General features: G+C 66.8%; 22 protein-coding genes. 19 read left to right on the forward strand and 3 right to left on the reverse strand.

Features of this window, described 5'->3' with window-relative positions; translation table 11 throughout:
* Both GSQ76_RS20315 and GSQ76_RS20320 read left to right on the forward strand, forming a co-directional pair.
* On the forward strand, positions 1–438 hold a 438-nt coding region (locus GSQ76_RS20315), incomplete at its 5' end, for a polymer-forming cytoskeletal protein (RefSeq protein ID WP_408836966.1).
* Positions 422–922 carry a YbaK/EbsC family protein gene (locus GSQ76_RS20320; protein WP_254070525.1) on the forward strand — a complete coding sequence of 167 codons (501 nt, stop codon included), beginning with the start codon at positions 422–424 and terminating at the stop codon, positions 920–922. The genes GSQ76_RS20315 and GSQ76_RS20320, both read left to right, overlap by 17 nt.
* A gap of 321 nt (positions 923–1243) precedes the next feature.
* Here the strand turns inward: GSQ76_RS20320 and GSQ76_RS20325 are convergent, their stop codons facing one another.
* Positions 1244–1849, reverse strand: a complete 606-nt coding sequence (locus tag GSQ76_RS20325) for a non-canonical purine NTP pyrophosphatase (RefSeq protein WP_158745940.1) — start codon at positions 1847–1849, stop codon at positions 1244–1246.
* Positions 1846–2556, reverse strand: coding sequence for a ribonuclease PH (gene rph / locus GSQ76_RS20330; RefSeq protein WP_158745941.1), 711 nt, complete (start codon positions 2554–2556; stop codon positions 1846–1848). The genes GSQ76_RS20325 and rph overlap by 4 nt, the downstream gene beginning before the upstream one ends.
* A gap of 115 nt (positions 2557–2671) precedes the next feature.
* Between rph and hrcA the strand changes: the two genes are divergently transcribed.
* From hrcA to dapB, 6 genes are all read left to right on the forward strand, one after another.
* On the forward strand, positions 2672–3748 hold the full coding sequence (gene hrcA / locus GSQ76_RS20335; RefSeq protein WP_158745942.1) for a heat-inducible transcriptional repressor HrcA: 1077 nt from the start codon (positions 2672–2674) through the stop codon (positions 3746–3748).
* 43 nt (positions 3749–3791) lie between these two features.
* Positions 3792–4379 carry a nucleotide exchange factor GrpE gene (locus tag GSQ76_RS20340; protein ID WP_158745943.1) on the forward strand — a complete coding sequence of 196 codons (588 nt, stop codon included), beginning with the start codon at positions 3792–3794 and terminating at the stop codon, positions 4377–4379.
* Positions 4380–4588: 209 nt separating this feature from the next.
* Entirely contained in the window at positions 4589–6502 is a 1914-nt protein-coding gene (dnaK, locus tag GSQ76_RS20345) for a molecular chaperone DnaK (protein ID WP_158745944.1), read from the forward strand.
* A 132-nt stretch (positions 6503–6634) separates the two neighbouring features.
* Positions 6635–7780, forward strand: coding sequence for a molecular chaperone DnaJ (gene dnaJ / locus GSQ76_RS20350; RefSeq protein WP_158746158.1), 1146 nt, complete (start codon positions 6635–6637; stop codon positions 7778–7780).
* Between the two features lie 150 nt (positions 7781–7930).
* Positions 7931–8317, forward strand: a complete 387-nt coding sequence (locus GSQ76_RS20355; RefSeq protein ID WP_158745945.1) for a PRC-barrel domain-containing protein — start codon at positions 7931–7933, stop codon at positions 8315–8317.
* Positions 8318–8322: 5 nt separating this feature from the next.
* Positions 8323–9060: a 4-hydroxy-tetrahydrodipicolinate reductase gene (gene dapB, locus GSQ76_RS20360; RefSeq protein WP_158745946.1), complete on the forward strand. Its 738-nt coding sequence runs from the start codon at positions 8323–8325 to the stop codon at positions 9058–9060.
* Here the strand turns inward: dapB and GSQ76_RS20365 are convergent.
* On the reverse strand, positions 9057–9791 hold the full coding sequence (locus GSQ76_RS20365) for a metallophosphoesterase family protein (RefSeq protein ID WP_158746159.1): 735 nt from the start codon (positions 9789–9791) through the stop codon (positions 9057–9059). The genes dapB and GSQ76_RS20365 overlap by 4 nt on opposite strands.
* A 45-nt stretch (positions 9792–9836) precedes the next feature.
* Between GSQ76_RS20365 and GSQ76_RS20370 the strand changes: the two genes are divergently transcribed.
* Genes GSQ76_RS20370 through paaE form a run of 11 tightly spaced genes read left to right on the forward strand, consistent with a single transcriptional unit; the run spans position 9837 to position 18903 of the window.
* Positions 9837–11159, forward strand: coding sequence for an EAL domain-containing protein (locus GSQ76_RS20370; RefSeq protein WP_158745947.1), 1323 nt, complete (start codon positions 9837–9839; stop codon positions 11157–11159).
* Positions 11156–12301: a hypothetical protein gene (locus GSQ76_RS20375; RefSeq protein ID WP_158745948.1), complete on the forward strand. Its 1146-nt coding sequence runs from the start codon at positions 11156–11158 to the stop codon at positions 12299–12301. Before GSQ76_RS20370 ends, GSQ76_RS20375 begins: the two co-directional genes overlap by 4 nt.
* A gap of 11 nt (positions 12302–12312) precedes the next feature.
* A complete protein-coding gene (locus GSQ76_RS20380) occupies positions 12313–13047 on the forward strand; it encodes an ABC transporter ATP-binding protein (protein WP_158745949.1) in 735 nt (244 codons plus the stop codon).
* Complete coding sequence (locus GSQ76_RS20385; RefSeq protein ID WP_158746160.1) at positions 13047–13847, forward strand: ABC transporter permease; 801 nt, start codon at positions 13047–13049, stop codon at positions 13845–13847. The genes GSQ76_RS20380 and GSQ76_RS20385 overlap by 1 nt, the downstream gene beginning before the upstream one ends.
* Positions 13848–14465: a histidine phosphatase family protein gene (locus GSQ76_RS20390; protein WP_158745950.1), complete on the forward strand. Its 618-nt coding sequence runs from the start codon at positions 13848–13850 to the stop codon at positions 14463–14465.
* Positions 14466–14471: 6 nt separating this feature from the next.
* The gene (locus GSQ76_RS20395; protein WP_158745951.1) at positions 14472–15290 is read left to right on the forward strand and encodes a PaaX family transcriptional regulator C-terminal domain-containing protein; all 819 of its coding nucleotides are present in this window, start codon (positions 14472–14474) and stop codon (positions 15288–15290) included.
* Between the two features lie 53 nt (positions 15291–15343).
* On the forward strand, positions 15344–16324 hold the full coding sequence (paaA, locus tag GSQ76_RS20400) for a 1,2-phenylacetyl-CoA epoxidase subunit PaaA (protein WP_158745952.1): 981 nt from the start codon (positions 15344–15346) through the stop codon (positions 16322–16324).
* Positions 16321–16611, forward strand: a complete 291-nt coding sequence (paaB, locus tag GSQ76_RS20405) for a 1,2-phenylacetyl-CoA epoxidase subunit PaaB (RefSeq protein WP_408837037.1) — start codon at positions 16321–16323, stop codon at positions 16609–16611. Before paaA ends, paaB begins: the two co-directional genes overlap by 4 nt.
* Positions 16611–17357: a 1,2-phenylacetyl-CoA epoxidase subunit PaaC gene (gene paaC / locus GSQ76_RS31325; RefSeq protein WP_158745954.1), complete on the forward strand. Its 747-nt coding sequence runs from the start codon at positions 16611–16613 to the stop codon at positions 17355–17357. The genes paaB and paaC overlap by 1 nt, the downstream gene beginning before the upstream one ends.
* Positions 17354–17836 (forward strand): 1,2-phenylacetyl-CoA epoxidase subunit PaaD, encoded by a 483-nt coding sequence (gene paaD / locus GSQ76_RS20415; RefSeq protein WP_254070528.1) that lies wholly within the window; start codon positions 17354–17356, stop codon positions 17834–17836. The genes paaC and paaD overlap by 4 nt, the downstream gene beginning before the upstream one ends.
* Positions 17827–18903: a 1,2-phenylacetyl-CoA epoxidase subunit PaaE gene (gene paaE / locus GSQ76_RS20420; protein ID WP_158745955.1), complete on the forward strand. Its 1077-nt coding sequence runs from the start codon at positions 17827–17829 to the stop codon at positions 18901–18903. Before paaD ends, paaE begins: the two co-directional genes overlap by 10 nt.
* The last annotated feature ends 24 nt before the right edge of the window (positions 18904–18927 follow it).

Below are 18927 nucleotides of genomic sequence, written 5' to 3' on the forward strand. Positions count from 1 at the left end.
GCCCCGTCGGCGCTCGCCGGTGGGCCGCGCCCGATGCCCGGCCAGGGCATGCCCGGTCGTGCGCCGGCCGGTCCCGAGCGTCGGACCCTCGTGGTCGGCCGCGGCATCAGCGTGCAGGGCACCGTTCAGGACGCCGAGCGCCTGGTCGTTGAGGGCACGGTCGAGGCCAGCATGATCCATGCGACCGAACTCTCCATCTCGCCCGGCGGGATGTTTAAGGGCGAGGTCGAGGTTGAGGACGCAGAGGTCGCCGGCACGATCGACGGCACCCTCACCGCCCGCGGCAACCTGGTCGTCCGCGCCACGGGCCGCGTGCTGGGCACCGCCCGTTGCCGCCGCCTGCAGGTCGAGGATGGCGGCCACATCACCGGGCGCATGGAAATGCTGTCCGGCGAGGGCACGACACCGCCGGCCCGCGTGGTTGAACCTGCCGCCTGACGCCGAACCCGATGGCAGCTCGGTCGCCCGCGTGCGGGCGGCCCTGCTTGCCGCCGGACACGACGACACGATCATCGCGTTTCCATCAGGGACCCGCAGTGCCGCCGACGCGGCTGCGGCTATCGGCTGCGCGGTGGCGCAGATCGCCAAGTCTATCGTCTTCCGCGCTGGCGACCAGGCCGTCATCATGGTCCTGTCCGGCGCCGCCCGGGTTGATGCCGGCAAGGCCGCTGCGGCGGTTGGTCAAGCCCTATCGAAGGCCACTGCAAATTTCGTCCGGTCCGCGACCGGCTTCGCTATCGGCGGCGTGTCGCCCGTGGGCCATACCGCGCCCTGTCTAATGGTCCTTGACGAGTCGCTGCGCGCCATCGACCCAATCTGGGCGGCAGCCGGGTCACCCCGACACGTTTTCAGGACCTCCGCAATGAGGCTCAGCCGCCTGACCGGGGCGGCCTTCGCCGACATCGCTGAGGAGCCTGTCTAGGGGATAACGCGCCCATGGGCAGGACGGCCGTATGGCCCCGGCGGTGGACAGGTACAATCATACCCAACCGGCTTTGGCACCCCCATCGGACAAACCACGCGTCGCGTTCCATAGGGCGTGCGCAGGAACGCGTCGCATTGGCCGCCCGGCGGCGGCGGGCGATGCGGGTAGCCGTACCCATACGCCGGCGGCGGCGGCGCATAGTACTGGGCCTGGGCCTGCCCTGCGGCCAGGCCGATGAACGCGGCGCCCACGAGAATTGTCCGGAAATTCAACGCCATTCCTCCTTGGTTTTCCATCACGACCATGGTCCTGACGTGACTAACCCAGCATCGGGGTCGCAGGTTCCAGGCACGCCGCCGTGAAAGCAGCGAAGGCGCGCGCCCGGTGGCTGCTGGCGTGCTTGGCCGCCGGGTCCATCTCACCGTAGCTCTGCAGGCTGCCGAATGGCACGAACATCGGGTCGTAGCCGAAGCCCAACGCACCACGCGGCGGCCAGCAGATCTGCCCATCTGCCCGGCCCAGGAACGTGGCTGTGCGCCCGTCCGGCCACGCCAATGACAACGCACAGATGAACCAGGCCCGGCCGCCACCCGACTCGTCCTGCACCCGCTGCATCGCCGCAGCGAAATCCTTGTCCGGCCCAGCCCAACGCGCCGACAGTACGCCGGGTGACCCAGCCAGCGCAGCAACGCAAAAACCAGAATCATCCGCTAGCGCCGGAATGCCGGTCGCCATGGCCGCCGCCCGCGCCTTCAACGCGGCATTGCCGGCGAAATCCGGCTCAGTCTCGTCCGGCTCCGGCAGGCCCAACGCTCCCGCGGATACGACAGTCACCCCAAACGGGGTCATTAACGGCTCCAACTCACGCAGCTTGCCGGCATTGTGGCTGGCCAGAACGATTCGGTCGCCCGCCCGCAATCTCATGCTAGTGCTTGCAACTGCATGGCGTACAGCTGCCCAGTGCCAAGCCGGGCTAGCCGCATCAGGTCGGCGAAGTCGGCGTCGCTGAACGGCGATCGCTCCGCAGTGCCCTGGATCTCAACGATCCCGCCTTCTGTCAGCACGAAATTGGCGTCGGCATCGGCGGCCGAGTCCTCGGCATAGTCCAGGTCCAGCAACGCCGCGCCCTCAACCAGCCCGCACGATACGGCGGCAACTTGCCCCAGCAATGGGGAACGCGCGATGACCCGGTTCGCCTCCAGCTTCCGCAGGGCCAGCGCCATTGCCACCCAAGCCCCTGTGATTGCTGCACATCGCGTGCCGCCATCGGCGTTCAGCACATCGCAATCCAGCGTTATCGTCATCTCGCCCAGCGCCTTGCGATCCACCACGGCGCGCAGCGACCGCCCGATCAGCCGCTGGATCTCCTGCGTACGACCGGATTGCTTGCCCCTCGCCGCCTCCCGCTCGCCCCGGCGATGCGTGGCGCGCGGCAACATGCCATACTCCGCCGTCACCCAACCCTCCGCCTTGCCGCGCAGGAAGGGCGGCACGCGCCCCTCCACGCTGGCAGCACACAGCACCTCGGTATTGCCCACCCGGATCAGGCACGAGCCCTCCGCATGGCGGGCGAACCCGGTGGTGAACGTGACGTCGCGCAGCGCCTCGGGGGCGCGGCCGGATTGGCGCATTGCGAACTCTCCTCGGGAATAGGCTCGTGGCTTAGGAGAGCCGAGCCGCCCACGCCAGCCCCTTGCGCGACTGGCGTTTGACCCGGCCCCCCACACTACCTAGCTTGACGAACAGATGATCGACCGATCGTTCCTACCCCCGCGCACCCACATTCCGCACGACCTGGACTCGCGAAGCGCCGCCGTCCTGCGGGAGATCGTCGAGCAATTCGTCGAAACTGGCGAGCCGGTTGGCAGCCGCACCATCTCCCGCCGCCTTCCCATACCGCTGTCGCCGGCCACGATCCGCAGCGTCATGGCCGATTTGACCGACGCCGGACTGCTGTTCGCTCCGCATACGTCCGCCGGCCGCCTGCCCACCGATCGCGGGCTGCGCCTGTTCGTGGATGGGCTGCTGCAATTCGGCGACCTCAGCGAAGACGAGCGTGATCAAATTGGCCGTGCTTTGGAGGCCCGGGGCCGCTCCCTGCAAGACACGCTAACCGACGCCTCCTCCATGCTATCCGGCCTGTCCGCAGCCGCCGGGTTGGTGCTGGCGCCCAAAAGCGAGGGCGCAGTTCGCCATATCGAATTCGTCCCGCTAGGCCCGGGTCGTGCCCTGGTGATCCTGGTTGGCGCGGACGGCCAGGTGGAAAATCGCGTCATCGAGATCCCACCCGGCCTGCCGCCCTCGTCGCTCACCCAGGCGGCCAACTACCTTAACGCTCGCCTATCTGGCCGCTCGCTGGCGGAACTGCGCAACATCGTTGGCGCGGAAATGGCCGCCAACCGCAGCCAGCTCGACGAACTCTCCGCCTCCGTGGTGGAGGCCGGGCTGGCCACCTGGGCCGCACCCAACGGTGGGTTCGGTGGCAGCCTGATCGTGCGCGGCCAGGGCCGGCTGCTGGCCGACGTGACCCAGATCGAGCGGATCAGCGCCATCCAGGTGCTATTCGACCGGCTTGAGACGCAGGACACCATGCTGCGCCTGCTGGAACTGGCCGAACAATCGGACGGAGTGCGCATCTTCATCGGTGCCGAAAGCGGGCTGTTCGGCGCCGCTGGGATCTCGATGGTGGTCGCCCCGGCGCGCAACGAGGCCGACAAGATCGTCGGCGCCATCGGCGTCATCGGACCGACGCGGATCAATTATGGGCGGATTATTCCGGTCGTGGACTACACTGCGCGCGTTATCGGCCGCTTACTCGGATAGGAACGCCTTGTTACCCACCTTCCGCCGTCCTAATTCTGCGCGCATGAGCACAACCGACATGCACCAGCAGCAGGTCCCGCCGGAGCAGGCGGGCCCCGCAGCAGAACCCGGCGCGGACACCCCCGACCAGTTGATGGCCGCCGCGACCGCCCGTATCGCCGAACTGGAAGCGGAGTCGCAGGATTTCCGCGACAAGTGGATGCGATCGGAGGCGGAGATGGCCAACGTTCGCACCCGCGCCAAGCGCGATGCGGACGATGCCCGCCAGTTCGCAGTGCAAAAATTTGCACGCGATGTGGTGGAGGCCGCCGACAATCTGCGCCGCGGCCTGGACCAACTCCCCGCGGCCCAGCCCGGCGAGCCCGAGATCGTGGGCAAGCTGCGCGATGGGTTCGAGGGGGTAGAGCGATCCTTCCTCTCGCTGCTGGAGCGTAACGGCATCGCCAAGGTCGACGCGGTCGGCAAGCCATTCGACGCCAATCTGCACCAGGCGATGGCCGAACAGCCCTCCACCGAATATCCGCCCGGCACCGTCATGCAGGCCTGGACCGCCGGCTGGACCCTGAACGGCCGGCTGCTGCGGCCTGCCATGGTCGTCGTCGCCAAGGCCAGCGACTCGACACCCACGTAACGCACCTACCCCCCTCCCACGGCGGGAGGGGCCGCTGCCCCCCCAAAAAGCGAGACGCGTGGCAGATTACGGAAAGAGATCGGGTGAAAATCCGGCCTCCCCACTTGCTTCCCCCCACCCGGCTCAATACATCCGCCGAGCGACAAAAACCCCAAAGGGTCCCCCGCGGTGCTTCGGGCCGCCCCGGACCGCTGAATATGGAGTCTTATATGAGCAAGGTCATCGGCATCGACCTGGGCACGACCAACTCGTGCGTCGCGATCATGGAGGGCAAGGATGTCCGCGTGATCGAGAACAGCGAAGGTGCCCGCACTACTCCGTCCATGGTCGCCTTCAGCGACAGTGGCGAACGACTGGTCGGCCAGAGCGCCAAGCGCCAGGCCGTCACCAATCCCACCAACACCCTGTTTGCCGTCAAGCGCCTGATCGGTCGTCGGTTCGACGATCCGTTGGTCTCGAAGGACAAGGACATGGTGCCGTTCCAGATCGTCAAGGGCGATAGCGGCGACGCCTGGGTCGAGGCACGTGGCGAGAAATATGCGCCGGGTCAGATCAGCGCCTTCATCCTCGGCAAGATGAAGGAGACGGCGGAAGCCTACCTCGGCGAGAAGGTCGACCAGGCCGTCATCACCGTCCCCGCCTACTTCAACGACGCCCAGCGCCAAGCCACCAAGGACGCCGGCCGCATTGCCGGGCTGGAGGTGCTGCGCATCATTAACGAGCCGACGGCGGCAGCGCTCGCTTACGGCATGGACAAGAAGAACCACGGCACGATCGTGGTCTACGACCTTGGCGGCGGCACATTCGACATCTCCGTCCTGGAGATTGGCGACGGCGTGTTCGAGGTGAAGTCCACCAATGGCGACACCTTCCTCGGTGGTGAGGATTTCGACGGCCGCGTCATCGACTACCTGGCCGACGAGTTCAAGAAGGACCAGGGCATCAACCTGCGCAGCGATAAGCTCGCCCTGCAGCGCCTGAAGGAAGCCGCCGAAAAGGCCAAGATCGAGCTATCTTCGTCCAAGGAAACGGAGATCAACCTGCCGTTCATCACCGCCGACGCCTCCGGGCCGAAGCACCTGGTGATGAAGCTGACCCGCGCTAAGCTCGAGAGCCTGGTCGAAGACCTCATTCAGCGGACGCTTGGCCCATGCAAGGCTGCATTAAAGGACGCTGGCGTCACGGCGGCCGAGATCGACGACGTGATCCTGGTCGGCGGCATGACCCGCATGCCCAAGGTCATCGATGCGGTGAAGCAGTTTTTCGGCAAGGAGCCTGCCCGTAACGTGAACCCGGACGAAGTCGTCGCCATCGGCGCCGCGGTCCAGGGCGCGGTGCTGAAGGGTGACGTGAAGGACGTGCTGCTGCTGGACGTGACCCCGCTGTCGCTGGGCATCGAAACGCTGGGCGGCGTGTTCACGCGCCTGATCGACCGCAACACCACGATCCCGACCAAGAAGAGCCAGACCTTCTCGACCGCCGACGACAACCAGAATGCGGTGACGATCAAGGTGAGCCAGGGCGAGCGTGAAATGGCGGCCGACAACAAGTCGCTCGGCCAGTTCGACCTGCAGGGCATCCCACCCGCCCCGCGCGGCGTGCCCCAGATCGAGGTCACGTTCGACATCGACGCCAACGGAATCGTTTCCGTTCAGGCCAAGGACAAGGCGACCGGCAAGGAGCAGCAGATCCGCATCCAGGCCAGCGGTGGTTTGTCCGAGGCCGACATCCAGCAGATGGTGCGCGAGGCCGAGGCCAATGCCGATGCCGACAAGGCCCGGCGTGAGCAGGTCGAGACCCGCAACCAGTTGGAATCGACGGTTCATTCGGTTGAGAAGAACCTCAGTGAATATGGCGACAAGCTTCCCCCGGCCGATAAGGGTGAGGCTGAGTCGGCTGTTGCAGCCGCGAAGACTGCTCTCGAAGGCACGGATACGGCAGCGTTGAAGGCCGCGTCCGAGCGTCTGACCCAGGCAGCGATGAAGATCGGCGAGGCCGTCTACAAGGCCCAATCCGAAGCCTCCAACGCTGCGGCCCCGGAAGCAGCCGCCGAGAAGGGTACCGAAAACGTGGTCGACGCCGAGTTTGAGGAAGTTGACGACCGCAAGAAGAAGTCCGCCTAAGCCGCATGGAGGGGATGGAGCGATCCATCCCCTCACCTGCGATTCTAAATCCGATCTGATATTGGGGGATCGGGGCCATCGGGCCCCGGCGGGCTCGAGGGAGACAGCCCCTCGCCGACCTTCTGGGGACTGATTTTGGCCAAGCACGATTACTACGCCCTGTTGGAAGCCAACAAGGATGCCTCGCCCGAGGATCTAAAGAAGGCCTATCGCAAGCAGGCGATGAAGTTCCACCCGGACCGCAACCCGGGCGACAAGGCTGCGGAAGCCAAGTTCAAAGAAGTGAACGAGGCGTATGACGTGCTGCGCGACGAGCAAAAGCGCGCTGCCTACGATCGCTACGGCCATGCTGCGTTCGAGAATGGCGGCGGCAGCGCTGCTGGCGGCTTCGGCTTCCAGGAAGGCGGCTTAGGCGACATTTTCGACCAGATGTTCGGCGAGTTCATGGGCGGTCGCCGTGGTGCCGGTGGCGCCCGGACCCGCGCCGGCTCCGATCTGCGCGCCCAGGTTGAAATCGGGCTGGAGGAAGCGTTCTCCGGCACCAAGGTCGATCTTCGTGTTCCCACCCGCGTGGCTTGCGACGCCTGCGCCGGCACTGGCTCGGCCAACAAGCAAGCGGAGCGCGAGAATTGTTCCACCTGTGGCGGCTCCGGCAAGGTCCGCGCCCAGCAGGGCTTCTTCCTGGTTGAGCGGAGTTGTCCCACTTGCGGCGGCATGGGCCGCGTCGTCCGTAATCCATGCCGGGTCTGCAGCGGTGCCGGTACCGTGCCACGCGAGCGCACCCTCTCCGTCGCCATACCCGCAGGTGTCGAGGACGGCGTGCGCATCCGCCTGCAGGGCGAAGGTGAGGCTGGGGCGGCGAACGCGCCAGCCGGCGATCTGTACGTTCATGTCGCCATTCGTCCACACGATATTTTCCAGCGCGATGGCGCCAACGTATACTGCCGGGTTCCCCTGCGCATGACGCAGGCGGCGCTGGGCGGCGACGTGGAGGTCCCCGTTATCGACGGCACCAGGGCGAAGGTGAAGATCAACGCCGGCACCCAAAGTGGCGACCAGTTCCGCCTTCGCGGCAAGGGCTTCTCCGTCCTACGCAGTGCGGCCCGCGGCGACATGTATGTTCAGGTTGCCGTCGAAACGCCGCTGTCGCTGACAAAGCGTCAGCGCGAGTTGCTGGAGGAATTCGAGGCCGAGGCAACGCGCCACAACAAGAATGGCAGCCCGGAGAGCGAAGGCTTCTTCGCCAAGGTGTCGGCGTTCTTCGAGGGTCGTAGCTAGATAGGAACCTCGCCCGGCCTCGCGCGTAATATCCGCCGACCCTGTCGCCATCCCCCTTGGCCTGGCGGGGCCGAGTGCCGGCGGTGCGGACGCGGCCTGGTCCCCTGGGCTGGATGGCCGTACCGCCGGGCACCAATCTCGGAGGACAACATGGCAACAATCGCAGACCCTCGTAACACCACCGGTCGGTTGATCTCGGCCGCAGACGTGCAGGGCGCCGCTGTCTACGATAAAGTAGGCGAGAAGCTCGGCACGATAGAGACGGTGATGATCGATAAAGCCAGCGGCCGCATCGCCTACGCGGTGATGAGCTTCGGCGGCTTTCTCGGCATCGGCGACCGACATCACCCGCTGCCCTGGCAAACGCTCCGCTACGACCCCGATCTCGGCGGCTACGTCGTGGATCTGGATCGGGATCGCTTGGAAGGCGCCCCGGCCTACGACGAAGCCACGCGGACGGCGTTGGAGGACGAGATGTTCGGTCGGCGGGTGCACGACTATTACGGTGTTGAGCCGTTCTGGAGTGCTGTTATCTAGGCGTCGTGGAACCACGAATCGTCATAGCCGGCATCTCCGGCCGCATGGGTCGCCTCCTCCGTGAGGAGGTGGCCAATGCCAAACTTCCCCTCACCGGCGGATCGTCCCGCGGCGGCCCGTCATTGGCCGAGTTGGCGCCATCTGCCGATGTGGTGATCGACTTCACCAACGCAGGCACCGCAGCCTCTCATGCTGCAACCCTGGCCTCGGCCGGCGTCGCTTGGATACTTGGCACGTCTGGCCTGTCCGCAGCGGACGAGGCCGCAGTCCGCGTCGCGGCGGAAAAGATTCCAGTGGTTTACGCCCCTAATTTTGCACCTGGCGTCATCCTCGTCCTCGCCATTGCCGAGAGGATGGCCGCGGCCCTCCCGGCTGACCGTTACGATGCGGAGATCGTGGAGATGCATCACCGTCAGAAGGTCGACGCGCCCTCCGGCACCGCCGTGGGGTTGGGTCGCGCCGTCGCCAAAGGCCGCGGCGTGGATCTGGCGCAGGTGATGGAGAGCGGACGCGACGGCCACACCGGTCCACGCAAGCCCGGCGCCATCGGGTTCGCGGCGCTGCGAGGCGGCCAGGTCGTTGGCGAGCACACATTGCTGTTTGCCGGCGGCGACGAGCATATCGCGCTCACCCATCGTGCCTTCGATCGCCGCGCCTTCGCAGTGGGTGCCGTCCAGGCCGCCAGATGGGTCGCTGGGCGCGCACCTGGCCTCTACGACATGCGGGACGTGCTGGGGATCTAGGCGGTCAGGAATCGCAGCGACTGGTTCTCGAACACACCGCAGGTCAAAACGCCGCCAGCAACCGCTCCGGTATCAAGCCCCACCCGCTGCCCGAGACAATCCGGCCACTTGCGCGGCGTATGTCCGTGCACGACCGCCATGCCCGGCGCGTCCGGCAGGATCGGCCCGGTGTGGCTCAAAAAATCTTCCCGGATCCAGAGCAGATCCTCCTCCGACTGCTGCGACAACATTATCCCGGGCCGCAATCCGGCATGAACGAACACGTATCCGTCCACCCGATGATGCAGGGCCAGCCCGCGCAGGAACGGTAGTTCAGCCGACAAAGCCGCACGCCACTCCTCCACGGACTGGTATCCGCTGCTGCCCCAGCTTTTTAACGCCGCATCGCCCCCGTTGCGCAGCCAATGCGCACCGACGTCGCTACCGTGTTCAAGCGCATCCAACAGCATCTGCTCGTGATTGCCGCGCAGGCAAACCATCGGCACGCCAAGCAGCGCCGGGCCGGCCGCAAGCCGCCGCACCACATCCGCGGAGTTCGGCCCACGGTCTACATAATCACCCAAATGCAGCAGCAACGGCCGCTCTACCGGTGATTCCTGCAGATCCTCCGCAATTTGCTCGTGCAACGCCCACAGCCGATCCGCACACCCGTGCACGTCACCGATCGCGTAGACCCGGCATCCCGGCGACAGCCAGCCCGGCGCCCTTCGACTTAACCATGCTGCAACCATTTCCCGGGCAGTGTAGCCACGGACGCTTGGGGCGACGACAGGCAAATGTGGGCATCAGGAGACACTCGGTTTCAAGGCATACCAGGCCGGATCACCCTGGCTGCAGCCAACCCGATCGCCAATCCGTTACAGCACGCGCTGGACCTCGGCCTTGACTGGGCGGCGCGCACGAAGCGCCCGGTCTCGATCCTCGTCCTCCACCTCTCCCGCCTGCACTCACCCGGGCCGCGTCCGCATCACCGCCGCATCGCTAGCGCCCTGCTGGACGGCGCGATCCAGACCCATGGCGGGCAACTGTTCAGCTGCAGCAATGGCGACTTCGTCCTGCTCAGCGACCCCGCAACCGGCGCCGCGCTGGTGCCGACCCTGTCCCACCTCTTCCGCCCCGAGGCCCCCGGTGTCGATCGCCTGATTACCCTATGGTCGCTGCCTACCGACGGTGACGCCGCCCGCACCCATCTGGCCACGATGGCCACCACTGCCTCAGTGCTGGAAGACCTGCCGGTGCCAATCGGCGCCATCGCCGCCGCTGAAATGGTGCTCGCTTCCGCCCCAGTCGAGGAACTGGTCCGCCGGCAGACTGCCGTTCGCATCACCGGCCGCGGCATGGATCGCATCTACCAGGAACTGAGCGTTTCCCTTGCGGCCCTGGAGGCCCGTAACGGTGCCCCGCTGCCCGTGATCGCCGACCCGTTCCTGTTCCGGCACCTCGCCGCCCGTCTGGACGAGCGAGTGCTGCAGGCCGCCACGGGCGTAGACATGCCTGGCACGGCGGCGCTGCACCTGAACCTGACCGTGACAGGCATCCTCTCCAACGCATTCACCGACTTCACTGCCAGTTGCGCGCCAGACGTCACGCTCGGCGTCGAGATCCAGTTTATGGAGGCGGTGTCCGACCTGACCCGCTTCGCCGCCGCGCGCGATCGCCTGCGCCGCGCCGGGTGCCACCTGGTGCTGGATGGTGTGGACCACGCGGTCTTCTCGCTCTCCCGCCCCGCCGCCTGGCAGCCCAGCCTGCTGAAGCTGGACTGGTCGCCCCGCATGGCCACCCTCCCCGCCCGCGAGCGCCGCATGCTGGACGACGCCGTCACCGCATTTGGGCCTGAGCGGATCGTGCTGCACCGTGCCGAGACCGAGCCAGCGCTGAGCTGGGGCTTACAACGCGGCATCCGCTGTTTCCAGGGCCGCCACGTGGACGCGATGCTCGCGGCCGAGCGGATCACCCACTGCGCACACGCGCTCGCCTGCACCCTGCGCCAATGCATCGATCGCGCGGCGGCGACCGGGTCCGCTGGCCGGATCGGCTGCAAGAACACCGCCATGCTGGATGCCGCCCACCCCCGTGCGGCGGTCGCGCTGGCGGCGTGAAACCGTCCACCCCCGCACGACTGGCATCGCTGGTCTCGGACTGCGCCGCCGCCGGGGTGAACCGGCAGGCGCTGCTGCTGCGCATGGATCGGCTGCCACCGGGCCTGTCGCGCCCGCACCATCGCCGTCTGGCGGAGTCGGCTTTGGCCCCGTTGATGCGCGCGCCACGATCGGAAATGTTCCACCTCCCCGGCCCGCGCCTGGCCGTCGTCTGGCGCGGCGATGCCGAGGCCGCGCTGCTGGATGTGGTCGACGCTCTGGAACACCTGCTGGCCGACGCCACGGTCGCGGCGCCATCGCTGCGAGAACTGGTGTTCCTCTACGACCTGCCCGAGAACGGCGACCTGCTGATGCTGGCGTTGGAAGACACGCCGGTCCACGAAACACTGGTTGGTCCGAAGCCCGTTCCGCCGCTCGACCCTGCGTCGCTGTTGATGCTGGAATCCGCCCTGGCCCAGGCGGACATCGCCCGGTTCGCCCGGCGCGAGGCTGTCTGGCGGTTCGGCCCCGACGCACCCAGCCTGGCATGGGAGCGGCGGACCCTGTCACTCTCCGAACTCACCGCCGAGCTCGTCCCCGACCGCGACCTCGCCGGCGACCCCTGGCTGTTCCGCCGCCTCACCCGCACGCTGGACCGCCGCCTGCTGGCCTTGCTGGCAAGCCCCGGCGAGTTGGTGAAGGCCGGCCCCTTTGCGTTGGACCTCAACGTCGTCAGCGTACTAGGCCCCGAGTTTCTGAAGCTGGATGCCGCCCTTCCCACCCTGCTGCGCGGCCGTATCGTCCTGGCGATGCACCCGGCAGATGTGGTCGCCGATGCCTCCGCCTTCGCGTTCGCCCGCGGCTTCGCCCGCGCCCGCGACTACCGGCTGATGCTGCGGGATGCGACGCCGCAACTCCTGGCCGTGCTCTCCGCCGCATCATTGGACCTGGACTATCTGTCGCTACCCTGGTCCCCCGATCTGCCGACAGAGGCCGCACACATCTTCGACACATGCCCCACCGAATCGCTGGTGCTGGAATGCGGTGCCGACCCGGCCGCCCTACAATGGGGCCGCGGCGCCGGGCTGCAATTGTTCACGGGTGCCGCTGCCGATCGCGCAACCGACCGGACCACCCTTGGCGAACGAGCGGCCGCAGCCTAATCCCTGCCGCTATGGATGCAATTCGTGTCGATGGGCTGACGAAGCGTTACGGCGACGTCACCGCGGTGGATGGTTTGTCATTCCACCTCGGCCGCGGGGAGACGCTTGGCCTGCTGGGCGGCAACGGCGCCGGCAAGACCACGACCATTTCCATGCTGCTCGGTTTGCTGATCCCCAGCAGCGGCAGCATCACCGTGCTGGGCCGCGACATGGCTCGGGACCGCTTCTCCGCCCTCGCGCGCATGAACTTCTCCTCCCCCTATGTCGCCCTGCCTGCGCGCCTGTCGGTTGCGGAAAACCTGCGCGTCTACGGCCACCTGTATGGCGTGCCAAAGCTGGAGCGGCGGATCACCGAATTGGCGGAGGAACTGGAGCTTACGCCATTCCTGCACCGCCAGGCCGGCCAGCTTTCCGCCGGGCAGAAGACCCGGGTGGCGCTCGCGAAATCGCTGATCAATCGGCCCGACATCCTGCTGCTGGACGAACCCACCGCCAGCCTCGACCCCGACACCGGCGACTGGGTGCGCACCTGGCTGGAAAAATACCGCGACGACAGCGGTTGCTCCATCCTGCTGGCGAGCCACAACATGGCGGAGGTGGAGCGGCTGTGTTCCACCGTGCTGATGATGAAGCAGGGCAAGGTCGTGGACCGCGGCGCGCCCGCCGAACTGCTCACCCGCTACGGCCGCGACGATTTGGAGGCGGTGTTCCTCGACATCGCCCGCAACCGGCGGCATGCGGCATGATGGCGAGTTCCGGCCGGCGGATTTGGGGCCTGGTCTACCGCCACTTGGCACTCTACCGCCGATCCTGGCCGCGCATGCTGGAACTTGCATACTGGCCGGCGCTGCAGATGTTGATCTGGGGCTTCACCGCATCCTTCATCGCCGGGCGGTCCAACCAACCCGTCGCCATCGCCGCCGGCACCCTGCTGGGTGGGGTATTGTTGTGGGAGGTGGCGTTGCGCAGCCAAATGGGCGTCGCCCTCTCATTCCTGGAGGAAGTGTGGTCGCGCAACCTGGCCCACGTCTTCGTCAGCCCGCTTCGCCCGTGGGAGATGGTGGCGGGGATGATGGTCGTCTCCCTTATGCGCGTGGTGATCGGCGTGCTGCCGGCGATCCTGCTCGCCTGGCTGCTTTACGCGTTCAATCTGTTCGCCATGGGCCCGATCGTCATCGTGTTCTTCTTGAACCTGACGGTCATGGGCTGGTGGGTCTCGCTCGCGGTGCTGTCGCTGATCCTGCGACACGGCGCCGGGGCGGAGGCGCTGGCCTGGTCGGTGCTGTTCGGGCTCACGCCGTTTTCGGCAGTGTTCTACCCGGTGTCGGTCCTACCCGCCGCTATCCGCCCCATCGCCTACGCCCTGCCATCATCCCATGTGTTCGAGGGGATGCGCGCCGCGATGAATGACGGCGTGGTGCGATGGGATCATCTGGCCTGGGCGTTCGGGCTGAATATCGCATGGGCGATCGTGGCGGTTTGGCTGTTCGCCGGCCAATTCCGCCACGCCAGGCAGGGCGGGGCCCTGCTGAATATCGGGGAATAGATGGACGAAACACGCTTCTGGCTCATCCGCCACGCCTTGGTGGAGGAGAACGCGCGGGCGATGCTGTACGGGACGATGGATGTGCCGCTCTGCCCCGAAACGCTCGTGGCGCAGGTGCCGATGTATCAATCCCTGGCCGCCCGCCTGCCACAGCCCGCGACCTGGGTCGTCACCCCGCTATCCCGCACGGTCCTCACGGCAGAGGCATTGTTTCGCGCGGGCTACCCAACCCAAACCCTCACCGTCGAACCGGACCTGATCGAGCAGAACCTCGGCGATTGGCAGGGTTTGGCACACGCCCACCTGCCGCCGAAGCTGAGCCTGCCCGCCCATACATTCTGGCCGCTTGGCGGCGAGGAAGTGCCCCCCGGCGGAGAGAGCATGGCCAACGTGATCGCCCGCGTCGGCGTCGCGCTGGAAAAATTGGTAGCGCTCCACCAAGGCAAGGATATCGTCATCGTCAGCCATGGCGGCGCCATCCGCGCCGCGGTCGCCCACGCATTGGCGGTGCCGGCCGACACGGCGCTCCATCTCTCGGTGCAGAACATCTCGCTCACCCGGCTCGAACGGCACCCGGCGGCCTGGCGCGTCATCAGCGTCAACGAGGTCTGCGGCTAACCCGGCATGCTATCCCCGCTGCTGGCGCATTGGCGGGAGCGGCCGCAGCGCACCTGGTCGGTCGTCATCACCCTGTTCGGCGATGCCATCGTGCCCCGCGGCGGCACGGTATGGCTGGGCACGCTGCTGGATCTGTTCGGCGCAATGGGGATCGACGCCGGCGCCGTGCGCACGGCCCTGTCCCGTTTGGTGGCCGACGGTTGGACCGAGCGCGAGCGGATCGGCCGCAATAGCCGCTACCGCCTGGCCGAGAAGGGGCGTGACACCTTCGCCACGGCCGCGGCGCGCATCTACGCCGGGCAACCGCCGGCGTGGGACGGCCGGATGCGCCTGGTGCTACACCCTAAAGATCGCGCGACCCTCACCGCCGGCGGCTGGGCCCAGGCCTCCCCCGGCTTATGGATCGCCCCCAGCCGCGCCACACCCGCCACCGAGCCGATCGCGATGGACGCAACCCTTGATCCAGCAGCCGCACGGTCGCTTGCGGCGCAGGCCTGGCCGCTGGATCGGCTGGCGGCGTCCTTCGCCCGGTTCAACAACGCCTTTGCTGCCCTGCCGGACTGGCAAGCCCCTTCACCACAGGACGCGATGATCGCCCGCACGCTGCTGATCCACGAATACCGCCGCATCGTGCTGCACGGCCCCGACCTCCCCACAGAAATCCTGCCGCCGGATTGGCCCGGCACCAAAGCCCTTGCCGTGTGCCGGGCAGCCTATGCCGCTGTCTTGCCGGCCGCGGAGCAATGGCTCGACAGCCAAGACCTGCCATCGGCAGATGCCGCCCTGTCCAGGCGATTTCAGGTTGATATTACCGAATTCACTTGAAGGCCGACTTTCTTGTGACATAATCCGCCCAAAAGCGTCCGGGAGGCGAACCAATGTACACTCAGGCATTGAACATCACCGACAAGATCCGCACCGCCGAAGATCCAGCCGATCTGGCGCGGTTCCAGTCCCGCATCGATGCCGACGACCGGATCGAGCCCAACGATTGGATGCCGGCCGCCTATCGTCGCACGCTCACCCGGCAGATCAGCCAGCACGCCCATAGTGAGATCGTCGGCCAATTGCCCGAGGGCGCCTGGCTCACTCGCGCCCCCTCCCTACGCCGCAAGGCCGCCCTGCTCGCCAAGGTGCAAGACGAGTGCGGCCACGGCCTTTACCTCTATGCCGCCGCCGAAACCCTTGGCACCAGCCGGGAGGCGCTGGTCGACGCGCTGCTGGAGGGCAAGGCCAAGTACTCCTCCATCTTCAACTATCCGACGCTCACCTGGGCCGATATTGGCGCCGTCGGCTGGCTCGTGGACGGGGCAGCGATCATGAACCAAATCCCGCTCTGCCGCTGCTCCTACGGGCCCTACGCGCGCGCGATGATCCGCGTGTGCAAGGAAGAAAGCTTTCACCAGCGCCAGGGCTACGAGATCATGCTCACGCTCTGCGCCGGCACCCTGGAACAGAAGGCGATGGCGCAGGATGCGCTGGACCGCTGGTGGTGGCCGTGCCTGATGATGTTCGGGCCGCCCGATGGGGAGAGCCAACATTCCGACCAATCCACGCTGTGGAAGATCAAGCGATTCAGCAACGACGAGCTGCGCCAGAAATTCGTCGACGCGACCATCCCGCAAGCCCAGAAGCTTGGCCTCACCATCCCCGATCCGGCGCTGGTCCAGGACGCCGACGGTCACTGGCGCTACGGCGCGATCGATTGGGAAGAGTTCCGCCAAATCCTGGCCGGAAACGGCCCCTGCAATCGCGAACGGCTCGCCACCCGCCGCCGCAGCCACGAGGACGGCGCCTGGGTTCGCGAAGCCGCCGCCGCATTCGCTGCCAAACGCGCCGCACGCCAGCAGGCCGCCTGATGCCCACGCCCGACACCACGCTGTGGGAAGTGTTCATCCGCAGCCGCAACGGCCTGGCGCACAAACACGTCGGCTCGCTTCACGCCGCCGACGCCACCATGGCGCTGCAAGCCGCCCGCGATGTCTATACCCGCCGGGGTGAGGGCCTGTCCGTCTGGGTCGTCCCCTCCAACGCCATCACCGCCAGCGACCCCGCGGATAAGGGCATGATGTTCGAACCGGCGGAGAGCAAGATCTACCGCCACCCCACCTTCTACGACGTGCCCGACGACGTGGGCCATATGTGATGACGGGCTCCATCCAGGTGAACGAAACGCCGCTGGTGCTCTACACGCTACGCCGGGCCGATGACGCGCTGGTGTTAGGCCACCGCCTGTCGGAATGGTGCGGCCACGCGCCCTCGCTGGAGGAAGACATGGCGCTGGCCAATATCGGGCTGGACCTGCTGGGCCAGGCTCGCGCGCTATACTCCTACGCCGCCGAACTAGAGGCGGCCGGGCATGACGAGGATGGCTACGCCTATCTCCGCGACGCCCCGCAATACCGCAACCTGCTGCTGCTGGAGCAGCCGAACGGCGATTTCGCCCACACCATGGCGCGGCAATTCCTCTACTCCGCCTTCGCCGACCCGTATTGGCGTGCCATGACCCGGTGCGCTGATCCCACCCTCGCCGCCGTCGCCGCCAAGAGTGAGAAGGAAAGCGCCTACCATCTGCGCCACAGCAGCGAATGGATGATCCGCCTGGGCGATGGCACCGAAGAAAGCCGCCGCCGCGCCCAAACCGCGGTCGACACGCTATGGCCCTATACCGGCGAGATGTTCGAGCCGGAGGACATGGGCATCGACCCGGCGACGCTGCGCCCCGAATGGGCGCGAACCGTCACCGACATCCTGTCGCAAGCCACACTCACCCAGCCCGCCAACACTTGGATGCACCGCGGCGGCAGAATCGGACGCCACACCGAACATCTAGGTCCCATGCTGGCCGTCATGCAGCACCTACAGCGCAGCCACCCCGGTGCTCGCTGGTGAACGACCTGGTGACCCGCGCCCGGCATGCCGCCGAAACCGTGGTCGACCCGGAAATACCCGTCCTCACGATCGCCGACCTCGGCGTATTGCGCGACGTGCACATGGCTGGCGACACGGTGGAGGTCACCATCACCCCCACCTATTCCGGCTGCCCGGCGATGAACATGATTGCGTTGGAGATTGGCCTGGCCCTCGACCGCGCAGGCATTCCTGACGCGCGCGTAAGGACGATCCTATCCCCCGCCTGGACCACCGACTGGCTGACCGACACCGGACGGCGCAAGCTGACGGAATACGGCATCGCCCCACCCATTCCCGGCAGCAGCCGCCGCGCCTTGTTTGGCGAGCAAACGGTCCCTTGCCCCCGCTGTCGTTCCATCGATACCAGGCAACTGGCCGAATTCGCCTCCACCTCGTGCAAGGCGCTATGGCAGTGCCAGGCCTGCCGCGAACCGTTCGACTATTTCAAATGTCACTAGCCCCGCGCTTCCACACCCTACGCGTGGGCGATCTGCGCCGCGAGACGCCGGATGCCGTTTCTGTCGCCTTCGATATCCCGCCCGGCCTGGCCGATGCCTATCGCTTCCACCCCGGCCAATATCTGACCCTGCGCGCCACCATCGCGGGTGAGGACATCCGGCGTTCCTACTCCATCTGCTCCGGCCCGGATGACGGCGAACTGCGCATTGCAGTCAAACGCGTCGATGGCGGTGCGTTCTCAACCTGGGCGAACGAGGCATTGGCACCGGGCCACGACGTGCAGGTGATGACCCCCACGGGCCGCTTCGGCCTGCCCTACGAACCCGATGCCTCCCGGACCTATGTCGCATTCGCCGCCGGGTCGGGAATTACCCCAATCCTATCCCTCGCCCGAGGCATTCTGGCGCGCGAACCACTCAGCCGGGTCTTCCTGTTCTACGGCAACCAATCGGTTCGAGGGATGCTGTTCCGCGAGGCCCTGGAGGAACTGAAGGACCGTTACCTCGGCCGTCTCTCCGTCTTCCACGTGCTCAGCCAGGAGGAGCAGGACATTCCCGTCCTGCACGGCCGTCTGGACGCCGACCGCGTGCGCCTGCTGCTGCGCCATATCGTGCCCGCGGCCAGCGTGGACCATTTCTTCCTCTGTGGCCCCGCCGGGATGATCGACGCGATCGAACCGGTGCTGAGAGACCTGGGTATCCCGGTCGACCGAACCCACGTCGAACGTTTCGTCTCCGCGATCGGCGGTATTGCCCGCCCGCGCCCGGCGCCAGCGAGTGCCACGCCCATCCACGTCGCCAGCCTGGTGGTGGACGGCAACCGCCGCGACATCCCCATGGCCGACGGCGAGTCGGTGCTGGATGCTGCGTTGCGTGCGGGCATGGACCTGCCCTTCGCCTGCAAAGGCGGTATGTGCAGCACCTGCCGCGCGCGCGTCGTGGAGGGCGCCGTGACGATGGCGGTCAACTACTCGCTAGAGCCATGGGAGACGGAGGCTGGCTTCGTCCTCACCTGCCAGGCGCATCCTACCACACCAAGGGTGGTCATCGACTACGACGCCGTGTGAACTATCCCGGGTAGGTCGGGAATC

Origin of the sequence: Acidisphaera sp. L21 (assembly GCF_009765685.1) — a bacterium.
Classification (GTDB): domain Bacteria; phylum Pseudomonadota; class Alphaproteobacteria; order Acetobacterales; family Acetobacteraceae; genus LMUY01.

Excerpts from the sequence above, each read along its gene's own strand:
- GSQ76_RS20325 (WP_158745940.1), bottom strand. The coding sequence starts at position 1,849 with ATGAGATTGCGGGCGGGCGACCGAATCGTTCTGGCCAGCCACAATGCC.
- GSQ76_RS20390 (WP_158745950.1), top strand. The coding sequence starts at position 13,848 with ATGGACGAAACACGCTTCTGGCTCATCCGCCACGCCTTGGTGGAGGAG.
- paaA (WP_158745952.1), top strand. The coding sequence starts at position 15,344 with ATGTACACTCAGGCATTGAACATCACCGACAAGATCCGCACCGCCGAA.
- hrcA (WP_158745942.1), top strand. The coding sequence starts at position 2,672 with ATGATCGACCGATCGTTCCTACCCCCGCGCACCCACATTCCGCACGAC.
- GSQ76_RS20385 (WP_158746160.1), top strand. The coding sequence starts at position 13,047 with ATGGCGAGTTCCGGCCGGCGGATTTGGGGCCTGGTCTACCGCCACTTG.
- paaC (WP_158745954.1), top strand. The coding sequence starts at position 16,611 with ATGACGGGCTCCATCCAGGTGAACGAAACGCCGCTGGTGCTCTACACG.
- GSQ76_RS20395 (WP_158745951.1), top strand. The coding sequence starts at position 14,472 with ATGCTATCCCCGCTGCTGGCGCATTGGCGGGAGCGGCCGCAGCGCACC.
- rph (WP_158745941.1), bottom strand. The coding sequence starts at position 2,556 with ATGCGCCAATCCGGCCGCGCCCCCGAGGCGCTGCGCGACGTCACGTTC.
- GSQ76_RS20380 (WP_158745949.1), top strand. The coding sequence starts at position 12,313 with ATGGATGCAATTCGTGTCGATGGGCTGACGAAGCGTTACGGCGACGTC.
- GSQ76_RS20340 (WP_158745943.1), top strand. The coding sequence starts at position 3,792 with ATGAGCACAACCGACATGCACCAGCAGCAGGTCCCGCCGGAGCAGGCG.
- GSQ76_RS20365 (WP_158746159.1), bottom strand. The coding sequence starts at position 9,791 with ATGGTTGCAGCATGGTTAAGTCGAAGGGCGCCGGGCTGGCTGTCGCCG.
- paaE (WP_158745955.1), top strand. The coding sequence starts at position 17,827 with ATGTCACTAGCCCCGCGCTTCCACACCCTACGCGTGGGCGATCTGCGC.
- dnaK (WP_158745944.1), top strand. The coding sequence starts at position 4,589 with ATGAGCAAGGTCATCGGCATCGACCTGGGCACGACCAACTCGTGCGTC.
- GSQ76_RS20370 (WP_158745947.1), top strand. The coding sequence starts at position 9,837 with ATGTGGGCATCAGGAGACACTCGGTTTCAAGGCATACCAGGCCGGATC.
- GSQ76_RS20355 (WP_158745945.1), top strand. The coding sequence starts at position 7,931 with ATGGCAACAATCGCAGACCCTCGTAACACCACCGGTCGGTTGATCTCG.